This is a genomic window from Microbacterium sp. WCS2018Hpa-23 (assembly GCF_031843845.1).
Classification (GTDB): Bacteria; Actinomycetota; Actinomycetes; order Actinomycetales; family Microbacteriaceae; genus Microbacterium.
The window spans coordinates 22,493-42,252 of record NZ_JAVTIZ010000012.1 but is presented as its reverse complement, the minus strand read 5'-3'; the positions used below and the strand labels follow the sequence as shown (position 1 = coordinate 42,252).

The following is a 19,760-nucleotide window of genomic DNA, read 5'->3' as shown; positions in this document are numbered from 1 at the left end:
TGCCGCAGCCCGGCGCCTGCGAGTGTTGAACCATGACCACGACCGCGCCCGTACCCGTGACGACCTCGCTCACCCACAGCATCCGCTATGGCGGACTCATCGTCCTGATGCTGATGGGTTTCCTGCTCGTCACCGCGGAGTTCCTGCCCAACGGTGTGCTCACCGAGATGGCCGATGCCCTCGGCGTCACGCCAGGACAGGCCGGGCAGACCGTGACGGTCACCGCTCTCGTCGGCTTGATCGTCGCACCCACGGTCGGCCTGATCTTCCCCCGCCTCGACCGCCGGTCGCTGCTCATCTGGATGGCGCTCGCCGCCGCCGCATCCAACCTGATCGTCGCGATCGCGCCGAACCTGCTCATCGTCCTGCTTGCACGGTTCCTGCTGGGAGCGGCGATCAGCGCGTTCTGGGCGATGTCGATCACTGTCGCCGTGAGGCTCGCGGGCCCCGAGCACCTCGGGCGCGGGGTCATGTTCACCTCCGCCGGAGTCTCGCTCGCCACGGTCGCGGGCGTGCCGCTCGGCGTCATGCTCAGCGAGATCGTCGATTGGCAGACGGTGTTCGCGATCGCCGGCGTGCTCATGGTTCTCCTGGCCGTGGCGCTGCGATTCATGCTGCCGTCGGTGCCTGCAGAGCAGGCGTCGAGCATCCGTCTGCTCGTCGACACTCTGCGTCGCCCCGGCATCGCGCTCGGCATGGTCGGGCACGTGCTCGTGGTGCTCGGGCACTTCCTCGCCTACACCTACGTGCGGCTGGCGCTCGAGCGCATCCCCGCGGTCGAGCCGTCGACGATCATCCTGCTGCTCGCCCTCTTCGGCGTCGGTGGACTGGCCGGCAACCTCGGACTCGGGTTCTTCATCGACCGCACGTTCGCGTTCTTCGCCGTTTTCGCTCCGCTCGTGATCGCCGTGTCGGTGCTGTCGATGATCTTCCTCTCCGGGTCCGTCCTCGGCATCGGCATCGTCGTGCTGGTGTGGGGCTTCTTCTTCTCGTCGTGGCTGCTCGTGATCAACACCTGGGTGGGGCACCGCACCCCCGACCGACTCGAAGCCGGCGGAAGCCTCGTCGTCGTCGGATTCCAGGGGGCGATCACGATCGCAGCGGGCCTCGGCGGACTGCTCGTCGACACCCTCGACGTCGAGTTCGTCTACGTTCTCGGGGCCATCTCGCTGCTGGTCGGCGCCGTGCTCTTCGGAATGTCGAACCGCCGAAGCACGGCAGCAGCCGCGCTCGCCTGAGTCGCCTCGTTCGCTCGTCGCCTCGTTCGCTCGTGGTCTCCGTTTCCACTCGCACCCGGGCACAGATTCGGATCGGGCCTTCGACACACCGACCGTCGGGCGACAACGGGCGGCGTGTCGGGCTCGGGCTCCGAAGTTGTGCCCGGCGGTGGGGCGCGGCCTCGGCGCGGGCTCGGAAGTCGTGCCCGGCGGTGGGGCGCGGCGTCGGGCTCGGGTGTGGCGGTGTGCGGGGTCGCCGGGCTCAGGCGGGGACGGCGGTGAGCTCGGACGACCGCCACGCAGACGGGGTCTGGCCGGTGCGGCGGCGGAACGCGCGGCTGAAACCCTCGTCCGAGGCGTAGCCCAGCTTGCGCGAGGTCTCGCTGACGGATCGGCCGGCGCTCAGCATCCGCTTGGCCGTGTCGATGCGCACCTCGGTGACGTAGTCGGCGGGGGAGCGGCCGATCGCGCTGCGGAAGCGCTCGGCGAAGACCGAGCGCGACATCGCCCCGATGCTCGCGAGCCGCTCGACGGTCCACTCGCGACCGGGCTGCTCATGGATCGCCTCGACGACGCGGTCGAGGAACGGATCCTTCGAGACCGACGGCCAGCCCGCGGGCGCGCAGCCGTTCGCGGCCCAGGCGCGGATGACGCTGAGCAGCACGGTCTGCGCCATCATGCGGCAGATCACGGGGTCGCCCTGACGAGTCGGGCACGTGGCGGGGTCCGTGGGACCCATGCTGCCGGCGAGTGCTGCTGCGGCGGGCTCGAGAGCGTCGAAGGACATCACGGTGATCGGGTCGGGGAGCACGGCGGCGAGCATCGAGGCGCTGTCCGAGAACTCGAGGTCGACCACCACCAGGTCGGTCGCAGACCCCGCTTCGAGAGCGATCGGGGCTCTGCCGAGCGTGAGGAACGCGTCGCCCCTGACGAGACTCGCACTCAGGGGCCGGTCATCGACAGGCACGATCTGCGCCGTGCGATCGACGTCGAGGCGGCATCCTGTGGTGAGGGGCGGATGCCCGCTCACCGAACCGTCGGCGATGTAGACGAGAGTGGCGGCGCCCGAGGGCAGTGGCAGGAGGCCGCCTGCCGCCAGCGCGACGCGTCGGGCGATGCCCACGCGCAGGTCGACGGAGTCGAGCACCTGCCCGAGGGCTGCGGAATCGACGGTCACCATGCCTTCGGCAACGCCCGGGGGCTCATAGCTATTCCGGATACGCTGGAAGGACCCCACCCGAGGAGTCCCGTGTTCCGCACACCCGACCGCCTGTTCCGAGTCCTCGCGATCGCGGAGGCGATCACCTGGACCATCCTCATCTCGGCGATCATCGCCCGTGCCGTCGGTGCCCCCGGCGTCGTCGTGACGGTGGGCGGTGGCATCCACGGCTTCGTGTTCCTCGCGTACGCGGCGACCGCCGTGCTCGTCGCGCTGAACCAGCGCTGGCACCTGGGCGTCGCGATCCTCGCCGTGGTCAGCGCGATCGTTCCCTACGCGACGATCCCCATGGAGATCTGGCTGCACCGCACCGGTCGCCTGGCCGGCGACTGGCGGCTCGAGCAGACCGCCGACCCGCGTGACGCCCGCTGGTACGACCGGCTCATGCGGTGGTTCCTGCGCCGTCCGTGGGTGCTCGCGATCCTGCTCGTCGTCGGAATCGTCGCGCTGTACGTGATCCTGCTGCTGGTCGGTCCGCCCGGCGGCAAGTGACGCCCACCCGGCGGCAAGTGACGCCCGCCCGGCATCACTGCACGACGACGGCGTTCTTGTCGATGACCTCGGCCATCGTCGCGTCGATGTCGCCACCCGTGCAGTCGACGATCACATAGAGCCCGACGCCGGTCGCGGTGAAGGCCCGCGCGGCCATGCTCCACTTCCGCTCGCCGGCTTCGCCCTCGACCTGCCGGTTCTCGACGTCGGTGTTGCCGCCGATCTGGTAGCTGAAGGCGCCGGTCGAGGAGAGCGGTGTGATGGCCGCCGCATCCGCCTCACCCAGGATCACGGCGAGCATCGCATCCGAGCTGACGCTGTCATCGCCCGCGACCGTCGGCACATCGGGGATGAGCCCCTGCCAGAACTGCGCGGTGCACGTGTCGTCGATCGTGCCGTAGGTCCAGCCGCCGTTGCCGTCGTCGGGCTTGACGATCTTCCAGCCGTCGTCGACCACGAAGCCGTCTCCCCACTGGATGTAGGCCGTGGCCGGCAGGTCGGCCCCCTCAGCGAAGGTCAGCGATGCGGGCACGTCTCCGGACGGCTGCTCGGTCGGGCTCGCGGTGGGGGCCGGGTCGGGGCCGTCGCCGTCGGGGGTGTTCACGGGGATCTGCGCGTACAGGCACCCGCTGAGCGGCAGCACTGCCAGAGCGAGCACCGAGGCGGCGGCGAGGCGGACGAGCGGAGAAACCTGCGAGATGCGCGTCATGCGGGTCAGCCTAGCCGGGGCCCGCGCGATCCTGCGGGATGGCGGGGCAGGGCTGTCAGTGCGCGGATGCGATGCCGACGGCATCCTGCACCATCACCGACGCGACGCGCGCCCCCGCTCCCGCCGCGACGATGAGCTGCTGGGGGCCGGGGATCGCCGCATCGCCGGCGGCATAGAGCCCCGGGATGTCGGTGCGCCCCGAGCGATCCGTCACGAGATGTCCGTCGTGATCGATCGACGGCGCGAAGCCACGCAGGAACGACAGATCGGTCTCCCACTCCGGCCGGACGAACCCGCCCTCGACCGGGATGACGGATCCGTCGTCGAGCCTGATCGCCTCGATGCGGCCGCGATCGCCGACGAGTTCGGAGATCGGATGCCGCGCGACCGCGACGCCCGCTGCGGCCAGCTCGGCCTCCTGCGCGCTCGTCACGGTGTCGGCGCCGAGCGTGAAGACGGTGAGATCCTCGGTCCAGCGCGCGATGAGTCGGGCGCGGTCGGCGAGGTCCTCGGTCGTGCCGATGAGCGCGAGTCGCCTCCCGCGCATCTCCCACGCGTCGCAGGCCGCGCAGCTGAACAGGCTGATGCCGTAGAAGCCGCGCAGGTTGGGCACGTCGGGGAGGGTCTCGCGCAGCCCGGTCGCGAGCAGCACCGAGTGCGCGGTGACGATGTCGGTCGGATCCTTGCGGCCGATGGATGCTGTGAACCGGGGGCGCCCCTCGCCGGCAGGCGGCGCGAAATCGGCATCGGCATCGGCATCGGCATCGGCATCCACATCGACTCCCGGTTCCCGCCGTGCGAGATCGAGGACTCGCACCCGGGTGCGCACCTCGATGTTCGGGTAGGCGGCGAGCTCCTCGCGGGCGATGCGCCGCAGCTCGTGCGGGGGCACCCCGTCGCGAGTGAGGAACCCGTGCGAGTTCAGAGTGGCGGCGTTGCGAGGGCGGTCCGCGTCGACGACGAGCACGCGCATGAGTGAGCGTCCGAGGTTGAGGGCGGCGGAGAGCCCGGCGGGGCCACCGCCGATCACGAGCACGTCGTAGGCGTCGGTGTCACTCATGCGCATCCTCCCTCGAGAAGAGCGGTGCTCACCCTGCGGTCGGACGCGCGAGCGCCGATCCTGGCGGCGCCGCCGGCGGTCACGCGGCTCTGCCGAGCACGGACCCACCGGTACCAGTCTGCCATCTCTCGGCTGAGGGTCGCCTAACTATGCTGTGCTCTCCGGTGACCGCACGGTGGTCTCGGTCGACCGCGCCAAGGACTCCCGATACTGGCTCAGGGTGACGACGTCGCCGATCACGACGACGGCGGGAGAGCGCACCTGCCGGGCGGCGGCGAGGTGCGCGATCGTCCCGAGCGTGCCGACGGTCACCCGCTGGCGCTCACCGAATCCGTCTTCGATGATCGCGACGGGGCAGTCGGCGCCGCGCGGCCCTGCGGCGAGGACATGCGCGGAATGCCCGAGCGTATTCACGCCCATCAGCAGCACGACGGTGTGGTCGCGCCCCCCGCCGAGAGCCTCTATCTGATCGTGGGCGCTGGCGACGGTGAACGTCTCCGCGACGCCGCGCTGCGTCAGCGGGATGCCGGCGAGGCCCGGCACGGCGACGGCGCTCGTCACTCCGGGAATCACCTCGACCCGGATGCCGGCGGCCTCGCAGAACAGCTGCTCTTCTCGTCCTCTGCCGAAGACGAACGGATCGCCGCCCTTCAGACGCACCACGCGGCGACCCTGCCGGGCGAGCGAGACGAGCAGCTCGTTGATGCCGTCCTGCGGCACCGGGTGGTGGCCGGGGAGCTTGCCGACGTCGATGACCTCGGCGTCGATCCGCACGCCGTCGTCGGCGAGCTGGGCGAGCACGGCCCGCGCTCCGAGGCGGTCGGCGACGATCACGTCGGCCTCCTGCAGTGCGCGGAGTCCCCGCACGGTCAGCAGCCCGGCATCACCCGGGCCTGCGCCGACGAGGATGACGGATCCGGTCATCATGGGCGTGCGGCGCCAGCGGTCGAGCCGGCGATCGGGCCCGTGATCGGGCCGGAGATCGGGGTGGCGCTCTCGAGCAGTCGCGCAGACGCCTGGTCGTAGCGGGCGATGACGAGGTCGATCAGCTGCTGCGGGACGGTGACGCCGTCGAGCAGGGGAGGCGTGACCGTGCGGCCGTCGGCCTGGCTCGCGGTCATGTCGAAGAAGAAGCCTCGTGCGAGCAGATACGTCGAGACGACCGCGTCGGGATGCTCTCGCAGTGCGCCGGGCAGGTCGGGCTGACGTGCGGCGAGGTAGGCGAGTTCGACCCGCGCACCGAGTCGGAGTGAGAGCAGCGAGGCCATGGCCTCGGCGTCCGTCAACGAGGCGGGGTCGCGCGAGCCGGCGACCGCGAGGATCACCGGCTCACGGGAGTCGAGATCGACCGCGGGTGTCTCGGTGGATGCTGCAGCGAGGCGATCTGCCAGCACCTCGGCGAGACGCGGGTCGGGCCCCATCGGGTCGCTGACCACAGCATCCGCCTTCTTCGCCGCCATGCCGTGCAGGTCGTGGTGCACGTGGAAGCCGCGCGAGAGCAGCAGGGGCACGATCACGACCGGACCGTCGATCGTCGGCAGGAGGTCGGCCGCGTCGGGCTGCTGCACGTCGACGAAGGCGCTGCGCACCTCGACGTCGGGGAGGGTCGTCGCGACGGCGTCGACCAGGTCGGCGATGGCCCGGGCGCCCTCGGCGTCCGAGGTCCCGTGCGAGACGGCGAGCAGGATCGGGCGGCGCATGCTGAGACTGTAGGCGAGCCGTGTGACGACGGTGTTTCGAGGATCTCGCCTCGTGGCACGAGCGGATGTGCGGGTCTGCCGGGCGAGCGCCTGGCCTGGAGTCGCCCGGTCAGGTGGCGGGCACGGAGCTCCGCCACGTGCGGAGCGCGAGGAGGACATCGGGGTCGAGGTCAGCCGTCCTCGACCAGTCCTCGAGATCGAGCGACTCGTACGCGTCGGCGAACGCGGACTCCGGTGTGTGGCCGAAGCGCGTCAGCACCGCTCGGCGTTCCTCGGCGTGCTGCGATCTGCTGCGGAGCGCCTCCATCGCGGCCGCGTTCACGAACGAGGTCGCGTAGTCGCGCCGCGCGGCTTCGGTGGTCACGTCGAGGGCTCGTAGCAGCATCATCGTGACGAGACCGGTGCGGTCCCATCCGGCCGCGCAGTGGAACAGGATGCCGCCTGGGCGAGCCGTCGCGAGCGCCTGCAGCACCCCCGCCATGCGATGCGGCAGGTCGGTGAGGTGCGGCACGTAGTAGAGAGGAGTGCCCCAGCGGCCATCCGCCTCGAGCGGCTCCCAGAAGTCGCGTTCCACTCCGTCGAGATCGACGGTGAGGAGGTCGATGTCATCCGGCACGCCCGGTGTGCGTTCTTCGGGTCGGCGCAGGTCGACCACTGTGGCGATCCCGCGTTCGCGCAGGAGGTCCCATCCCTCGGGCGACACGAGATCAGGGGCATCGGAGCGGATGAAGACGCCATGCGGGGTGACACTGCCGTCCTGGCGCTGAAGGCCCCCGAGGTCGCGCGCGTTCGCGAGGCCGGGGATGTCGAGGGGAGGGTGGCTCACGCGGGGATTCTTGCACGGCGGTCTGATTCCGCACCCGGAATCCAAAGTTGAGCCAGTTCATATCAACTTTGTTTGACAGCATCCGGAGGTCGGAGTACAGTTGAGTCATCGCGACTCAGGTTTCCCTGATCGCCCCGGATTTCCAGACCACATCAACCTCAGCAACAAAGGAGAATCACATGGCACGTGCTGTTGGAATCGACCTCGGTACGACGAACTCCGTCGTCAGCGTCCTCGAGGGTGGCGAGCCGAAGGTCATCGCCAATGCCGAGGGCTTCCGCACGACCCCCTCGGTCGTCGCGTTCACGAAGGACGGCGAGGTGCTCGTCGGCGAGACCGCGAAGCGCCAGGCCGTCACGAACGTCGACCGCACCATCGCATCCGTCAAGCGCCACATGGGCACCGACTGGACGTTCGACGTCGACGGCAAGAAGTGGACGCCGCAGGAGATCTCCGCGCGCATCCTCCAGAAGCTCAAGCGCGACGCCGAGTCCTACCTGGGCGACACGGTGACCGATGCGGTCATCACGGTCCCCGCGTACTTCAACGACGCCGAGCGTCAGGCCACCAAGGAGGCCGGTGAGATCTCGGGCCTCAACGTCCTGCGCATCATCAACGAGCCGACCGCCGCAGCTCTCGCCTACGGCCTCGACAAGGGCAAGGAAGACGAGCTCATCCTGGTCTTCGACCTCGGTGGTGGAACGTTCGACGTCTCGCTGCTCGAGGTGGGCAAGGACGACGACTTCTCGACCATCCAGGTGCGCTCGACCTCGGGTGACAACCGCCTCGGCGGTGACGACTGGGACCAGCGTCTCGTCGACCACCTGATCAAGCAGTTCAAGGAGACCACGGGCGTCGACGTCTCGGGCGACAAGATCGCCCTGCAGCGTCTCAAGGAGGCTGCGGAGCAGGCCAAGAAGGAGCTCTCCTCCTCGACCTCGACCAGCATCAACCTCCCGTACCTGTCGCTGACCGAGTCGGGTCCGGTCTCGCTCTCCGAGACCATCACCCGCGCCAAGTTCGAGGACCTCACCAAGGACCTGCTCGACCGCACCAAGAAGCCCTTCGAAGACGTCATCCGCGAAGCCGGCATCAAGGTCGCCGACATCGATCACATCGTGCTCGTGGGTGGATCGACCCGTATGCCGGCCGTCGCCGAGCTCGTCAAGCGCGAGACCGGCAAGGAGGCGAACAAGGGCGTCAACCCCGATGAGGTCGTCGCCGTGGGCGCGGCCCTCCAGGCCGGTGTCCTCAAGGGTGAGCGCAAGGACGTTCTGCTCATCGACGTCACGCCCCTCAGCCTCGGCATCGAGACCAAGGGCGGCATGATGACCAAGCTCATCGAGCGCAACACGGCCATCCCGACCAAGCGCAGCGAGACCTTCACCACGGCAGACGACAACCAGCCGTCCGTCGCGATCCAGGTCTTCCAGGGCGAGCGCGACTTCACCCGCGACAACAAGCCGCTCGGTACGTTCGAGCTCACCGGAATCGCCCCGGCTCCCCGTGGCATCCCGCAGATCGAGGTCACCTTCGACATCGACGCCAACGGCATCGTGCACGTGTCCGCCAAGGACAAGGGCACGGGCACCGAGAAGTCGATCGTCATCTCGGGCGGCTCGTCGCTCTCGAAGGAAGACATCGAGCGCATGGTGCGCGAGGCCGAGGAGAACGCAGCCGAAGACAAGGCTCGCCGCGAGGCAGCCGAGGTCCGCAACCAGGCCGAGACGCTCGCGTACTCGATCGACAAGCTGATCACCGAGAACGACGACAAGCTGCCCGAAGACGTCAAGACCGAGGTCAAGGCCGACGTCGACGCTCTGAAGACGGCTCTGGCCGGCGACGACGACGAGGCCGTGAAGACCGCGTTCGACAAGCTGAACCAGTCGCAGGGCAAGATCGGCGAAGCCATCTACGCACAGTCCCAGGCCGAGGGTGCTCCGAGCGCCGACGCCGCGGGCGAGGCTCCGGCCGATGACACCTCCTCTGACGAGGATGTCATCGACGCCGAGGTCGTCGACGACGAGGACGAGAAGAAGTAATCATGACGGACAAGAACTTCGAAGGTGACGACGAGGTTCGCAGCGAGGGGTCGGATGCTCAGGCATCCGGCCCCGCGCCGCAGAACCCCGACTCGCGCGAGGCCGCGGCCGCCGAAGGATCCGACGAGACGCCGGTCGACGGCGCCCCAGACGATCTGACGGTCGACGACATCCTCGGCGCCACTCAGACCGGCGAGGCCGCGGCAGAGGATGCCGTGCTCGCCGACCTGGAGTCGACGCTCCTGAACGACCTCAAGCGTCTCCAGGCCGAGTACGCCAACTACCGCCGACGCACCGAAGAGCAGCGCCAGGTCGAGATCGAGCGCGCGAAGGGCGAGGCCGCCAAGGGCCTCATCCCCGTGCTCGACGATCTCGACCGCGCCGCCCAGCACGGTGATCTGGTCGAGGGCACGCCCTTCGCCGTGATCGCCGGCAAGGTGCGCACGGTGGTCGAGCGACTCGGCGTCGTCTCGTACGGTGAGAAGGGCGAGGAATTCGACCCGCAGCGCCACGAGGCGATCTTCCAGCAGCCCACGCCGGGCGCCGACAAGACCACGGTGCTCGAGGTCGTCGAGGTGGGTTACCGCCTGGGTGATGTCGAGCTGCGTCCCGCGAAGGTCGTCGTCGCCGTACCTGCAGAGTAGGTGATCGATGGCTAGCCAGGACTGGTTCGACAAGGACTTCTACAAGACCCTCGGGGTCTCGAAGGACGTCAGCGACGCCGATCTCAAGAAGACGTACCGAAAGCTCGCTCGCAAGTATCACCCCGACTCCAACCAGGGTGATGAGAAGGCTGAGGCGAAGTTCAAGGAGGTCAGCGAGGCGTACTCGGTGCTCTCCGACGCGGAACAGCGCAAGGAGTACGACGAGATCCGCGCGATGGGCTCGGGCGCACGCTTCACGGCGGGCGGTTCGAGTGCAGGCGGCTTCGAAGACGTCTTCAGCCGGTTCGGGCAGCAGGGCCGCGGGCAGCAGCAGTCCGCCGACTTCGAGGACATCTTCGCGATGTTCAACCAGGGTCAGGGCGGCTCGTTCGGCTCCGGTCGGTTCGGGCAGACGTCCGGCGGATACCGCGGTTTCGGAGGCCCCCAGAAGGGAGCCGACGTCACGGCGCGCACCACGCTCGACTTCGCCACCGCCGTGCAGGGTGAGACCATCAGCCTGCAGGGCGACGACGGCAAGCCGTTCAAGGTGAAGATCCCCGCCGGTGTCGCCGACGGTCAGAAGATCAGGCTCCGCGGACGCGGCCGCCCCTCGCCCGACGGTGGGGAGAACGGCGACGTCGTGGTGCAGATCGCGGTACGACCGCATCCGGTGTTCACCCGTGAAGGGCTGAATCTGCGGGTGGTCGTGCCGGTGACGTTCACCGAGGCCGCGCTCGGCGCGACCATCGAGGTTCCGACGCTCGGCGGCGACACGGTCAAGCTGCGCGTCGCCCCCGGCACCCCGTCAGGACGCGTGCTGCGCGTCAAGGGACGCGGCGTGACCACAGCGAAGGGCACGGGCGATCTGCTCGCCGAGCTGCAGATCGCGGTGCCGTCGCACCTCGACGAGGCCGCTCGCGAGGCGCTGGAGAAGTTCCAGTCCCTCGAACCCGCCGAGAACCCGCGGGCCGACCTCATCGCCAAGGCCCGCCGGTAAAGAAGCCGCGATGAGAACGATGATGACGAACGCGAACACCGAGGAAGAGGTGATCCACAGTGGCTGACCAGCGCATGGATGCCGACACCCCGGTGTTCGCGATCGCCGTCGCCGCCGAGCTCTCGGGAATGCACCCGCAGACTCTGCGACAGTATGACCGCATCGGACTCGTGGTGCCCGGTCGCACATCCGGCGGCTCGCGCCGCTACTCCACACGCAACATCGAGCAGCTCCGTGAGGTCGCCCAGCTCTCGTCTGAAGGCGTGAGCCTTCCGGCGATCGCGCGACTCCTCGATCTGGAGGATGAGAACCGGATGCTGCGCCGCCGCGTCGTAGAACTCGATGCCGCCCTACGGGCCGAGCGAGAGAGCCGCCCCGGTGTCCGTGTGTTCGCCGCCGGTGCAGCGGGTGTCATCCCGATGCCGAACGGTCGCCGCATGCGCCGCTCCGCCGAGGTCGTCCTCTGGCATCCGGGTGGCGGGCGGGACTGACCTCCCGCTCGACTGCAGCTAAGACGACCGCCACACCTTCGTCGCGAGATTCGCGACCTCCTTGTCGAGTGTGTCGAGTCGGTGGTCGAGTGTGTCGATGCGACCGTTCAGACGCGCATCCAGGGCTCCGATCTGGCCGGACAGTTTTCCATCGAGCGCTTCGATCTGGCCGGACAGTTTTCCATCGAGCGCCTCGATCTTCCCGGTCAGTGTTCCCTCGAGGCGGCCGATCTCGGCGCGCACCACCCTGCCGAAATGCGTCGTCACGAGGGTGAAGCCGCCCAGGAGCGCAGCGCCGAACACCCCTATGAGTGTCCAGACCTGAGGCTCGTTCATCGTCATGACTCCATCCTGTGAGCGTGGCGCCAGAATGGCAGTGTTGTGTCGTCCGGCGCCGTGTGCCCATGCGCGATCCTGCGGTCCTGAGGACAGATCGAACGGGATGCGCTGCGGTGCAGAAGGGATCGCCGCACCCTCGCATCCATCCGCGCGCGGTATCGTTGCGACACGATGAGGATGACGCGTCGCACACTGCTGATCGGCGCCGGAGCCGGTGTCCTGGGAGTCCTGCTGGCCTCCTGCACGCCCGAGCCGGCGCCGTCGCCCACGCCCGACCGCTCGCCGACTCCGAAGCCGACGAGCGACGCGATCACCCCGGCCGCGTTCGCCCGCAGCTCGTGGTCGACGGACCCCTTCGCGCTCGGCGCCGCGAGCTTCACGCCGGTGGGCACCCAGGCGACCGCCCGCGACGCGCTGGCCGAGCCGATCGATAGCCGCCTGTTCCTGTCAGGCGAGGCGACCGACTCCGAGGCTTCCGGCACGATGGCCGCCGCCCTCCGCTCGGGTGAACGGGCTGCCGAGCAGCTTCTGCGCGCGGCAGACGCGGGTGAACGCATCGCGGTCATCGGCGCGGGGCTCGCGGGTGCGACCGCGACCGCGAGGCTCGTCGCCGAGGGGCTGCAGGTCACCGTCTTCGAGGCGCGCGACCGTGTCGGGGGCCGTATCCACTCGGTCGTCGACGACAAGGCGTGGCCGTTCCCGGCGCAGCTCGGAGGCTGGCTCTTCGGCGCCTCCGACAGCGCTCTGCTCGACTCCCTGAACGCGCTCGACATCCGCACCGCGCCGATCGCCGGATCGCTGTGGCGATCGAGCGAGGGCGACGTCGACGAGGTGTCCGCCGAGCCCGTGCAGGCCGCCATCGCCACGGCCCAGCAGGGGCTGACCGACACCTCGCTCGAGGATGCGCTCATCGCGGCCGGCGCCGATCCGACCGAACCCGGGCTCGCGGCCCTGCTCGCCTCGATCTCGGCATCGTCCGGGGCCGACGCCGACGAGGCGTCGACCTGGTTCCCGCCGGTCCTCCCCGCCGACGAGTACAGCGCACCTCTCGGCGATCTGACCCCCGTCATCGAGGGCCTGCTCGAGGGCGCCAAGCTGAGCCTGTCGTCGCCTGTCGGCCGGGTCGCGTACGACGAGGCCGGGGTCAGCCTCGGCATCGCCTCGGGAGAATCGCTGTCGTTCGACCGGGTGCTCATCACGGTGCCGCTCGGCGTGCTCAAGAGCGAGGGGCTGCAGTTCGCCCCCGCGCTGCCGTTCGGCCACCGTGGCGCGATCGACGACCTGGGCATGGGCCGCATCGAGACCGTGTGGCTGCGCTTCGACGATCCGCTCACCGCGGCGGCCCCGCCGGCGGAAGGCGAGACGGATGCCGAGACGGATGCCGCCGTCGAACCGGCGATCTGGCATATCGTCGGCGGCGACGTGTCGATCCGCACCTGGATCAACCTCGCTCCGGCGACCGGCGAGAACGTCGTGGTGGGCATCGTCGGTGGAGACGCGGCGGCGGACTTCGCCGAGCTCGACGACCAGAAGGCGCTGGAGGCGGCCATCGCGTCGCTCGCGCCGTTCCTCGAGACGCCTGCCTGACCGGCGCCTCGGCAGGCCCCGGCTCAGGCGCGAGGCCTCAGTTCTCAGACCGCAGCCCTCAGACCTCGGGGCGCTCGTGCCCTCGCCGCTGCATCCTGCTGACGAGCACGATCACGGCGGCGACCAAGGCGAAGATCGCGAGTGCGATACCGCTGGTGATCAGGAACTCCGGGGGTCCCGACACCTGCCGCGGGTCGAGGAAGTAGTACGGATACCAGCCCACCGAGGGGCCGCGCCACAGTGTCACGCCACCCCATGCGAGTGGGAAAGCGAGCGCGGTCGGCACCACCCACCACGGCACTCCGCGATGCCCCGGCGTGAGCACCCAGGCCAGCGCCGTGCACGCGGGCAGCCAGAAGTGCAGCACCTGATCCGACCACGGCACGTCGACCCGGATGCCGCGGAGGCCTGCCTGCCAGACGATCAGCGCGAAGGCGAGGCCGGCGGTGATCGTCCAGGTGAGCACGAGAGCCAGCGACACGGTGAACCACCGCGGATCCGTCGAACGGATGAAGGCCAGCACCGCCCCGATCAGCAGCACCACGACGAGTGCGCAGTTGGACTGCACGGTCAGGTAGGCGAAGAAGTTCTCGCCCGCGATGGTCCGCGAGCTCAGTCCCCAGAAGAGTCGGTGCACGAGTGCGACCGTGCAGACGGTGGCCGTGGCCAGGCGCAGCACGCCGAAGAGCGATCGTGCCCTCACCTTCGCCCCTGCCCCTTCCCGGCTGCGCCCATCGTCCTCCCGAGCGCGAATCGCGCCATCCGGCGAGTCTACGGAAGCCCGCGGGGGCGGGGCTGAGACGACCCGCATTCAGGAGATGGAAAAGTGCTCTTCCTAGCGTGAGAGCAGGGATCGACCCTGCTCCGCGCCTGGCGCGCGGTGTCCTGCCACGAAGGAACATCTCCTCATGACGAACACCACCGCCCCCTCTGCCGCCACTTCGCTCGGACTCCTCGTCCTCCGCGTCGTGGTCGGCGCCGTCTTCGCCGCTCATGGAGCGCAGAAGATCTTCGAATACACGATTCCGGGAACCATCGGCAGCTTCTCCGGCATGGGTGTGCCCCTGCCCGAGATCGCCGCACCGGTCGTCGCGTTCATCGAGCTGATCGGTGGAATCCTGCTGGCGCTCGGCCTCTTCACGCGCCCCGTCGGCATCCTGCTCGCGGTCGACATGGTCGTGGCACTGTTCGCCGTGCACCTTCCTGCCGGACTCTGGGTCGGCGAGGGCGGCTACGAGTTCGTCGCCGTGCTCGGCGTCGCCGCACTCGCGCTGGCGTTCACCGGCGCCGGACGCTTCTCACTCGACGGCGCGTTCCTGCGCGGTCGCGTGCCGGCCTGGCTCAGCTGACCGCGAGGTCGTGCTCGGCGGGAGCCGAGGGAGGGAGCGTCGTCGCGGCGCTCCCTCTGCTGTCTCACCCGTGTGTATCCTGTCAACAGTTAACAGGAGGTCACCGTGACAGAGACCGTCAAGCGCGGAGAGTCCCTCGGCGCGCAGGTGGCGCAGGTTCTGCGCCAGCGCATCGTCCGCGGAGAGCTGGCGCCCGGTGCGCGCATCACCGAGGAGGCGCTCGCCGAGGAGTTCTCGGTGAGCAGAGGGCCGATCCGTGACGCGCTCACCCAGCTGAGCTTCGAGAAGCTCGTCGAGGTGCAGCGCCCGCGCGGCGTGTACATCACCGGACTCTCGCAGGACGATGTCGATCAGCTCTACAGCCTGCGCGGCGCCCTCGAGCAACTGGCGCTCTCGCGGGCCATGAGGGTCGACGACGACGCGCGCTGGGCGGCTATGGCCGCCGCGGTCGGGCGGATGGGAGCTGCGGCAGACAGCGGGGATCATGCGGCCTTCGTCGCCGCCGACCTCGAGTTCCACTCGGAGATCTACGCGCTGGCAGACCACCCGCGACTGCAGGGCGCCTGGAGCCAGTACTTGCCGACCTTCGCCTCCCTCCTCGAGGTCACGATCAACCACGATGACGACCTCCACGAGTCATCCGACGATCACATGAAGCTCATGGACGTGATGCGCTCCGGCGCCCCGGAGGAGGCGGCCTCGGTGCTGACCGCCCATCTCGACGGTGCCCGCGATCGGATGCTGAGCGAGCTCGCCAGCCGACAGGACTGAGAGCGCACACGCAGGCCTGATCGCGCACAGGCAGGCCTGATCTCCCGCTGCCGGCCCTGGTCACGGCCGACAGAATCGCGCTCAGTGTTGACTGTTAACAGTCAACACTGTTACTGTCAGGGTGTCGACAACAAGGTCGACCCACGTAGAGGAGCAAAGATGCCCCGCACGCGCATCACCCGTGCCGCCGCCGCACTCGCGGCCGTCGCCGCCACCGCTCTCGTCCTGTCGGCCTGCACGAAGGTCGAAGAGGGTGAAGAAGCGGAATCCACCTTTCCCGAGAGCGACATCCGCCTGATCATCCAGGCGAACCCCGGCGGCGGGTCCGACCTGTCGTCGCGTGCACTCGCGACCGAGCTCGAGGGAATCCTCGGCGTCAGCGTCATCCCCGAGAACATGCCGGGTGCCGCAGGCGCGCTCGCCATGGAGTACGTCGGTTCGCAGGATCCGGACGGGTACGTCATCGGCTTCGCTCCGGTCGAGATCGCGATGCTCAACACCACGCAGAGCGCGAACGTGCTGCCGGAGGACTTCGACCTGCTGGGCCAGATCATGCTCGCTCCCGGTGTCGTCACGGTGGGTGCCAACAGCGGCATCGAGACCCTGGAAGACCTCGTCGCCCAGGCGGAGTCCGGGGCCGTCACGGTCGCGAACTCCGGTGCGGGCTCGATCTGGGAAGCCGCGACCATCGGACTCGGCGACGCCACCGGTGCCGCCTTCACCCCGGTGCCCTATGACGGTGGAGCCACAGCGGTCGCTGCCGCCGCCTCCGGTGAGACGATCGCTGCGGTGTCGGGCCTCGGCGAAGCACTCGCGCAGGGCGAGGCCGTACGCATCCTCGCGGTTCTGAACGATGAGCGCCACCCCGATGCGGAGGACGTCCCGACGGCCGACGAGGCGATCGGCGAAGACGTGGTCTTCGGCGGCTGGGGCGGCATCTACGCTCCGAAGGGCCTCCCGGACGACGTGAAGAGCGAGCTCGAGGCCGCCGTCAAGGAGGCTGTCGAGTCCGACACCTACCAGCAGTTCCAGAAGGATGCGGGCAACCTCGTGGTCTACCGCGACTCGGCCGAGTGGACGACCTTCGTGAACGAGCAGTTCGACCTCTTCAAGGACCTCCTGGGCTGACCGGCCAGGGAACGCGGGGCCGGTCTCATCACCGGCCCCGCACCATCTCCGCCGCATGTCAGACCAGGGAAGGAGAACCATGTCCCACGCCGAGTCCACCCCCGCGGTGGAGCACACCGATCGGGTCGAACAGGACGAACACCAGGGCGCACCGGCGTCCAGACCGCTCGAGATCGTCTTCGGGGTCGTCTCCCTGGCCTTCAGCGCCGGCTACCTGTTCCTCGCCACGCAGGTCCCCCTTCGCCGCGAGGCGCTCCCCGGGCAGATCGACGCACGCTTCTGGCCCATGGTCATCGCCGTCACGGCCGTCGTCATCTCCCTCGCCATCCTCGCGATCGCGATCACCCGCCCCGCTCCCGGCCGTGAGGATCTCGACCGCATCCAGCCGGGTGGCACGGTCCGCGTGATCGCCACCCTCGCGATCGCCGGCGCCTTCATCGCCGTCTGGTCGCTCGGGTCCGTCATCCTCTTCGGCTACCGCATCGAGGTCTTCCCGATCGCCGCAGCCGTGCTGATGGCCGCCCTCATGCTCCTCTACGGTCACCGCCGCTGGCTGAGCCTGATCATCTACTCCGTCTCCGTCACGGCGTTCGTCTACGTCGTGTTCGGCATGCTCCTGAGGATCCCGCTGTGAACGCGCTCATGGAGGGGCTGAACTCGCTCCTCGACATCTCGATCCTGCTGTACATGCTCGTCGGGCTCCTGCTCGGCTTCATGGTCGGAGCCTTCCCCGGCATCACCGCGACCATGGCCGTGGCGCTCGCCGCCGGATTCACTCTGACTCTCGAGCCCGTGCAGGGCCTCGCCGTGCTGCTGACGATCTACGTCGCCGCGAACTTCGGCGACCGGGTGCCCTCGATCCTCATCAACACCCCCGGCACGCCCGCGTCGATCGCCACCACGCTCGACGGCTATCCGATGGCGAAGCAGGGGAGGGCAGGTCTCGCGCTGACGATCTCGGCGATCGTCTCGGCGGTCGGCATCCTCGCCTCACTGGTGCTGTTCGCGGTCGCCGCCGTGCCGATCGCCAGCTTCGCCCGCGACTACTTCAAGTCGCCCGAGCTGTTCGCGCTGGTGATCTTCGGCATCTCGATCATGATCGGCATCTCGTCGAAGTCGATGCTCAAGGGCATCCTCGCGGGTCTCTTCGGCCTCATGCTCGGCACTGTCGGAACGTACGCCGCCACCGCAGACCAGCGCTTCACCTTCGGGGTGCTCGAACTCGTCGAGGGCGTCAACTTCATCGCCGTCATCATCGGCCTCTTCGGCATCGCCGAGCTCTTCGATCAGCTGCTCACCCACCGCAAGTCGAACGTGCGCCCCATCTCGAGCCTCGGCCGCTGGTGGCCGAATCGGTCGGAGCTGAAGCAGAGCGGTCGCGCGACCGCCGTCGGCGGCGCGGTCGGACTCGGCGTCGGTCTCATCCCGGCAGCGGGTGGCGACATCGCCGGCCTCATCGGCTGGGAGCGTGCGCGCAAGGCGTCGAAGCACCCCGAGATGTTCGGCAAGGGCTCGATCGAGGGCGTCGCCGCCTCCGACACGGCCTCCAGCGCGACGCTCGGCGGCTCGCTCACGACCACGATGGCGCTCGGCATCCCCGGCGACTCGGTGATGGCCGTGATGATCGGCTCGATGATCATCTGGGGCATCACCCCCGGGCCGACTCTGTTCACGAACCGCCCCGACCTCGTGGTCTCGATCGTCGGCATCATGCTCGTGGCGACACTGCTCTCGCTCGGCCTGAGCCTCGTGCGCATGAAGGGCATGGTGAAGCTGCTCGACGTGCCGCAGCCCTACCTGTGGAGCGGCATCCTGATCTTCTGCATCATCGGCACGTACGCCACGTCGAACAGCCTCTCGACCGTCGTGACGATGCTCGTGTTCGGCGTGATCGGAGTTCTGCTCAAGCGGATGCAGGTGCCCGCGGGTCCCATCGTGCTCGGCCTTCTCCTCGGCCCGCTCGCCGAGGAGAACCTGGCTCGCACCCTGGCGATCCTCCCGACCCGGCCGTTCTTCGAGGTCGTGAGCCCGATCGCGATCGTGCTGCTCGCTCTCGCGGTGCTCTCGATCGTGATGCCGGCCATCCGCGCCGCCCGCACACCCCGTGCCGAGCGCGCCTCGCTGGAGGACTCGATCCTGCAGGCCGAGAGCCGCGAGCAGATCGAGAAGGCACACGGCGAACTCGCCGCCGACCCCGACCTGCTCACCTCCACCGTGCGCAACGTCGACACCTCAGCCCGCGCCGCCCGCAGGGCTCGCAAGAACTCCAAGGAGAACGAGAAGTGACCCGCTACGACATCCTCACCGCCGTGCCCACCGCCTTCCACAGCGACGGCGCACTCGACCTCGAGGGGTCGCGAGCGATCTTCCGGTTCGTCGCCGAGTCGGGCAACGAGGGCGCCTTCGTCCTCGGCACGACGGGCGAGTTCCCCGCCGTCGACGCGACCGAGTTCGCGGCGATCGTCGAGGCGGCACTCGCCGAGCTGAAGGACCGGATGCGCGTCGTCGTGCATGTGGGCCAGCCCAGCACGTTCGAGGCGCTGCGTCTCGTCGAGATCGCCAAGAGGCTCGGCGCGACGGAGTTCGCCGCCCTCACCCCGTACTACCTCAAGGCGACGGACGACTCGATCTACGACTACTTCGCGGCGCTGTCGGATGCGATCGGCGACGGTCGGCTCTACGTCTACATCTACCCGGCCCGCAGCGGCAATCCCGTCTCGGTCGAGCTGCTCGCGCGCCTCGCCGAGCTGCCCAACATCGTGGGCGCCAAGGTCAGCGAGCTCTCGCTCGACGAGATCGCCGCCTACCGGGCCGCAGTCCCCGCCGACTTCGACCTGTACACGGGCGCCGATCGCGACCTGATCGCCGCTGTGCAGGTGGGCGCACAGGGGGTCGTCTCGGGAGTCTCGTCGGTCACCCCCAAGCCGTTCCGCGCCCTGGCCGACGCCGGCCGGTCGGGCGATGCCGACGCGATCGCCGCAGCTCAGGCCGCGGTCGACGACGTCGTCTCGCTCATCGGAGGAGACATGGCGCGCATGAAAGAGGCGTACCGGGTGCTCGACGTCGTCGACACGCACTGCCGCATGGCGATCGCGGAGCCCACGGATGCCGAGCGCCAGGCCGTCGCCCAGGTGGTGGCCGCGCACCGCTAGGGCGAGCGGCAGGAGAGATCGGGGAGGGGTGGGCGGC

Annotated in this window: 21 protein-coding genes; 13 read left to right on the top strand and 8 right to left on the bottom strand. The window is 69.1% G+C overall.

Going from position 1 to position 19,760, the window contains the following annotated elements; genetic code table 11:
- The first annotated feature begins 32 nt into the window (after positions 1 to 32).
- Complete coding sequence (locus tag RQG77_RS17780; protein ID WP_311245925.1) at positions 33 to 1,238, top strand: MFS transporter; 1,206 nt, start codon at positions 33 to 35, stop codon at positions 1,236 to 1,238.
- Between the two features lie 241 nt (positions 1,239 to 1,479).
- Here RQG77_RS17780 and RQG77_RS17775 read toward each other — a convergent pair whose 3' ends face one another.
- The gene (locus RQG77_RS17775) at positions 1,480 to 2,397 is read right to left on the bottom strand and encodes an AraC family transcriptional regulator (RefSeq protein ID WP_311245924.1); all 918 of its coding nucleotides are present in this window, start codon (positions 2,395 to 2,397) and stop codon (positions 1,480 to 1,482) included.
- Between the two features lie 69 nt (positions 2,398 to 2,466).
- Here RQG77_RS17775 and RQG77_RS17770 point away from each other — a divergent pair, with 69 nt between their 5' ends.
- Positions 2,467 to 2,928: a DUF3817 domain-containing protein gene (locus RQG77_RS17770; protein ID WP_311245923.1), complete on the top strand. Its 462-nt coding sequence runs from the start codon at positions 2,467 to 2,469 to the stop codon at positions 2,926 to 2,928.
- 34 nt (positions 2,929 to 2,962) lie between these two features.
- On the opposite strand, the gene RQG77_RS17765 is transcribed toward RQG77_RS17770, so the two are convergent.
- The 5 genes from RQG77_RS17765 to RQG77_RS17745 all read right to left on the bottom strand — a co-directional run bounded on the left by RQG77_RS17765 (position 2,963) and on the right by RQG77_RS17745 (position 7,223).
- On the bottom strand, positions 2,963 to 3,637 hold the full coding sequence (locus tag RQG77_RS17765; protein WP_311245922.1) for a hypothetical protein: 675 nt from the start codon (positions 3,635 to 3,637) through the stop codon (positions 2,963 to 2,965).
- Positions 3,638 to 3,692: 55 nt separating this feature from the next.
- The gene (locus RQG77_RS17760) at positions 3,693 to 4,697 is read right to left on the bottom strand and encodes an NAD(P)/FAD-dependent oxidoreductase (protein WP_311245921.1); all 1,005 of its coding nucleotides are present in this window, start codon (positions 4,695 to 4,697) and stop codon (positions 3,693 to 3,695) included.
- A 147-nt stretch (positions 4,698 to 4,844) separates the two neighbouring features.
- Positions 4,845 to 5,624, bottom strand: a complete 780-nt coding sequence (gene cobA, locus RQG77_RS17755) for a uroporphyrinogen-III C-methyltransferase (RefSeq protein WP_311245920.1) — start codon at positions 5,622 to 5,624, stop codon at positions 4,845 to 4,847.
- Entirely contained in the window at positions 5,621 to 6,397 is a 777-nt protein-coding gene (locus tag RQG77_RS17750) for a CbiX/SirB N-terminal domain-containing protein (protein WP_311245919.1), read from the bottom strand. The genes cobA and RQG77_RS17750 overlap by 4 nt, the downstream gene beginning before the upstream one ends.
- A 109-nt stretch (positions 6,398 to 6,506) precedes the next feature.
- Positions 6,507 to 7,223: a tyrosine-protein phosphatase gene (locus tag RQG77_RS17745; protein ID WP_311245918.1), complete on the bottom strand. Its 717-nt coding sequence runs from the start codon at positions 7,221 to 7,223 to the stop codon at positions 6,507 to 6,509.
- 179 nt (positions 7,224 to 7,402) lie between these two features.
- On the opposite strand from RQG77_RS17745, the gene dnaK reads away from it, so the two are divergent.
- The 4 genes from dnaK to RQG77_RS17725 are packed head-to-tail and all read left to right on the top strand — an operon-like array spanning position 7,403 to position 11,397.
- A complete protein-coding gene (dnaK, locus tag RQG77_RS17740) occupies positions 7,403 to 9,265 on the top strand; it encodes a molecular chaperone DnaK (RefSeq protein ID WP_311245917.1) in 1,863 nt (620 codons plus the stop codon).
- A gap of 2 nt (positions 9,266 to 9,267) precedes the next feature.
- Positions 9,268 to 9,909, top strand: coding sequence for a nucleotide exchange factor GrpE (locus tag RQG77_RS17735; RefSeq protein ID WP_056311413.1), 642 nt, complete (start codon positions 9,268 to 9,270; stop codon positions 9,907 to 9,909).
- A 7-nt stretch (positions 9,910 to 9,916) separates the two neighbouring features.
- Entirely contained in the window at positions 9,917 to 10,906 is a 990-nt protein-coding gene (locus RQG77_RS17730; RefSeq protein ID WP_311245916.1) for a DnaJ C-terminal domain-containing protein, read from the top strand.
- 59 nt (positions 10,907 to 10,965) lie between these two features.
- Complete coding sequence (locus RQG77_RS17725; RefSeq protein WP_311245915.1) at positions 10,966 to 11,397, top strand: heat shock protein transcriptional repressor HspR; 432 nt, start codon at positions 10,966 to 10,968, stop codon at positions 11,395 to 11,397.
- 18 nt (positions 11,398 to 11,415) lie between these two features.
- Here the strand turns inward: RQG77_RS17725 and RQG77_RS17720 are convergent, their stop codons facing one another.
- Complete coding sequence (locus RQG77_RS17720) at positions 11,416 to 11,739, bottom strand: hypothetical protein (protein ID WP_311245914.1); 324 nt, start codon at positions 11,737 to 11,739, stop codon at positions 11,416 to 11,418.
- A gap of 174 nt (positions 11,740 to 11,913) precedes the next feature.
- Between RQG77_RS17720 and RQG77_RS17715 the strand changes: the two genes are divergently transcribed.
- Positions 11,914 to 13,323: an FAD-dependent oxidoreductase gene (locus RQG77_RS17715; protein ID WP_311245913.1), complete on the top strand. Its 1,410-nt coding sequence runs from the start codon at positions 11,914 to 11,916 to the stop codon at positions 13,321 to 13,323.
- 58 nt (positions 13,324 to 13,381) lie between these two features.
- On the opposite strand, the gene RQG77_RS17710 is transcribed toward RQG77_RS17715, so the two are convergent.
- Positions 13,382 to 14,026: a Pr6Pr family membrane protein gene (locus RQG77_RS17710; protein WP_311245912.1), complete on the bottom strand. Its 645-nt coding sequence runs from the start codon at positions 14,024 to 14,026 to the stop codon at positions 13,382 to 13,384.
- 205 nt (positions 14,027 to 14,231) lie between these two features.
- Between RQG77_RS17710 and RQG77_RS17705 the strand changes: the two genes are divergently transcribed.
- From RQG77_RS17705 to RQG77_RS17680, 6 genes are all read left to right on the top strand, one after another.
- Complete coding sequence (locus RQG77_RS17705) at positions 14,232 to 14,672, top strand: DoxX family protein (protein WP_311245911.1); 441 nt, start codon at positions 14,232 to 14,234, stop codon at positions 14,670 to 14,672.
- Between the two features lie 105 nt (positions 14,673 to 14,777).
- Positions 14,778 to 15,443 carry a GntR family transcriptional regulator gene (locus RQG77_RS17700; protein WP_311245910.1) on the top strand — a complete coding sequence of 222 codons (666 nt, stop codon included), beginning with the start codon at positions 14,778 to 14,780 and terminating at the stop codon, positions 15,441 to 15,443.
- Positions 15,444 to 15,602: 159 nt separating this feature from the next.
- Entirely contained in the window at positions 15,603 to 16,571 is a 969-nt protein-coding gene (locus RQG77_RS17695; RefSeq protein WP_311245909.1) for a tripartite tricarboxylate transporter substrate binding protein, read from the top strand.
- Positions 16,572 to 16,650: 79 nt separating this feature from the next.
- A complete protein-coding gene (locus RQG77_RS17690) occupies positions 16,651 to 17,205 on the top strand; it encodes a tripartite tricarboxylate transporter TctB family protein (protein ID WP_311245908.1) in 555 nt (184 codons plus the stop codon).
- A complete protein-coding gene (locus RQG77_RS17685; RefSeq protein WP_311245907.1) occupies positions 17,202 to 18,857 on the top strand; it encodes a tripartite tricarboxylate transporter permease in 1,656 nt (551 codons plus the stop codon). Before RQG77_RS17690 ends, RQG77_RS17685 begins: the two co-directional genes overlap by 4 nt.
- Complete coding sequence (locus RQG77_RS17680) at positions 18,854 to 19,723, top strand: dihydrodipicolinate synthase family protein (protein WP_311245906.1); 870 nt, start codon at positions 18,854 to 18,856, stop codon at positions 19,721 to 19,723. Before RQG77_RS17685 ends, RQG77_RS17680 begins: the two co-directional genes overlap by 4 nt.
- The last annotated feature ends 37 nt before the right edge of the window (positions 19,724 to 19,760 follow it).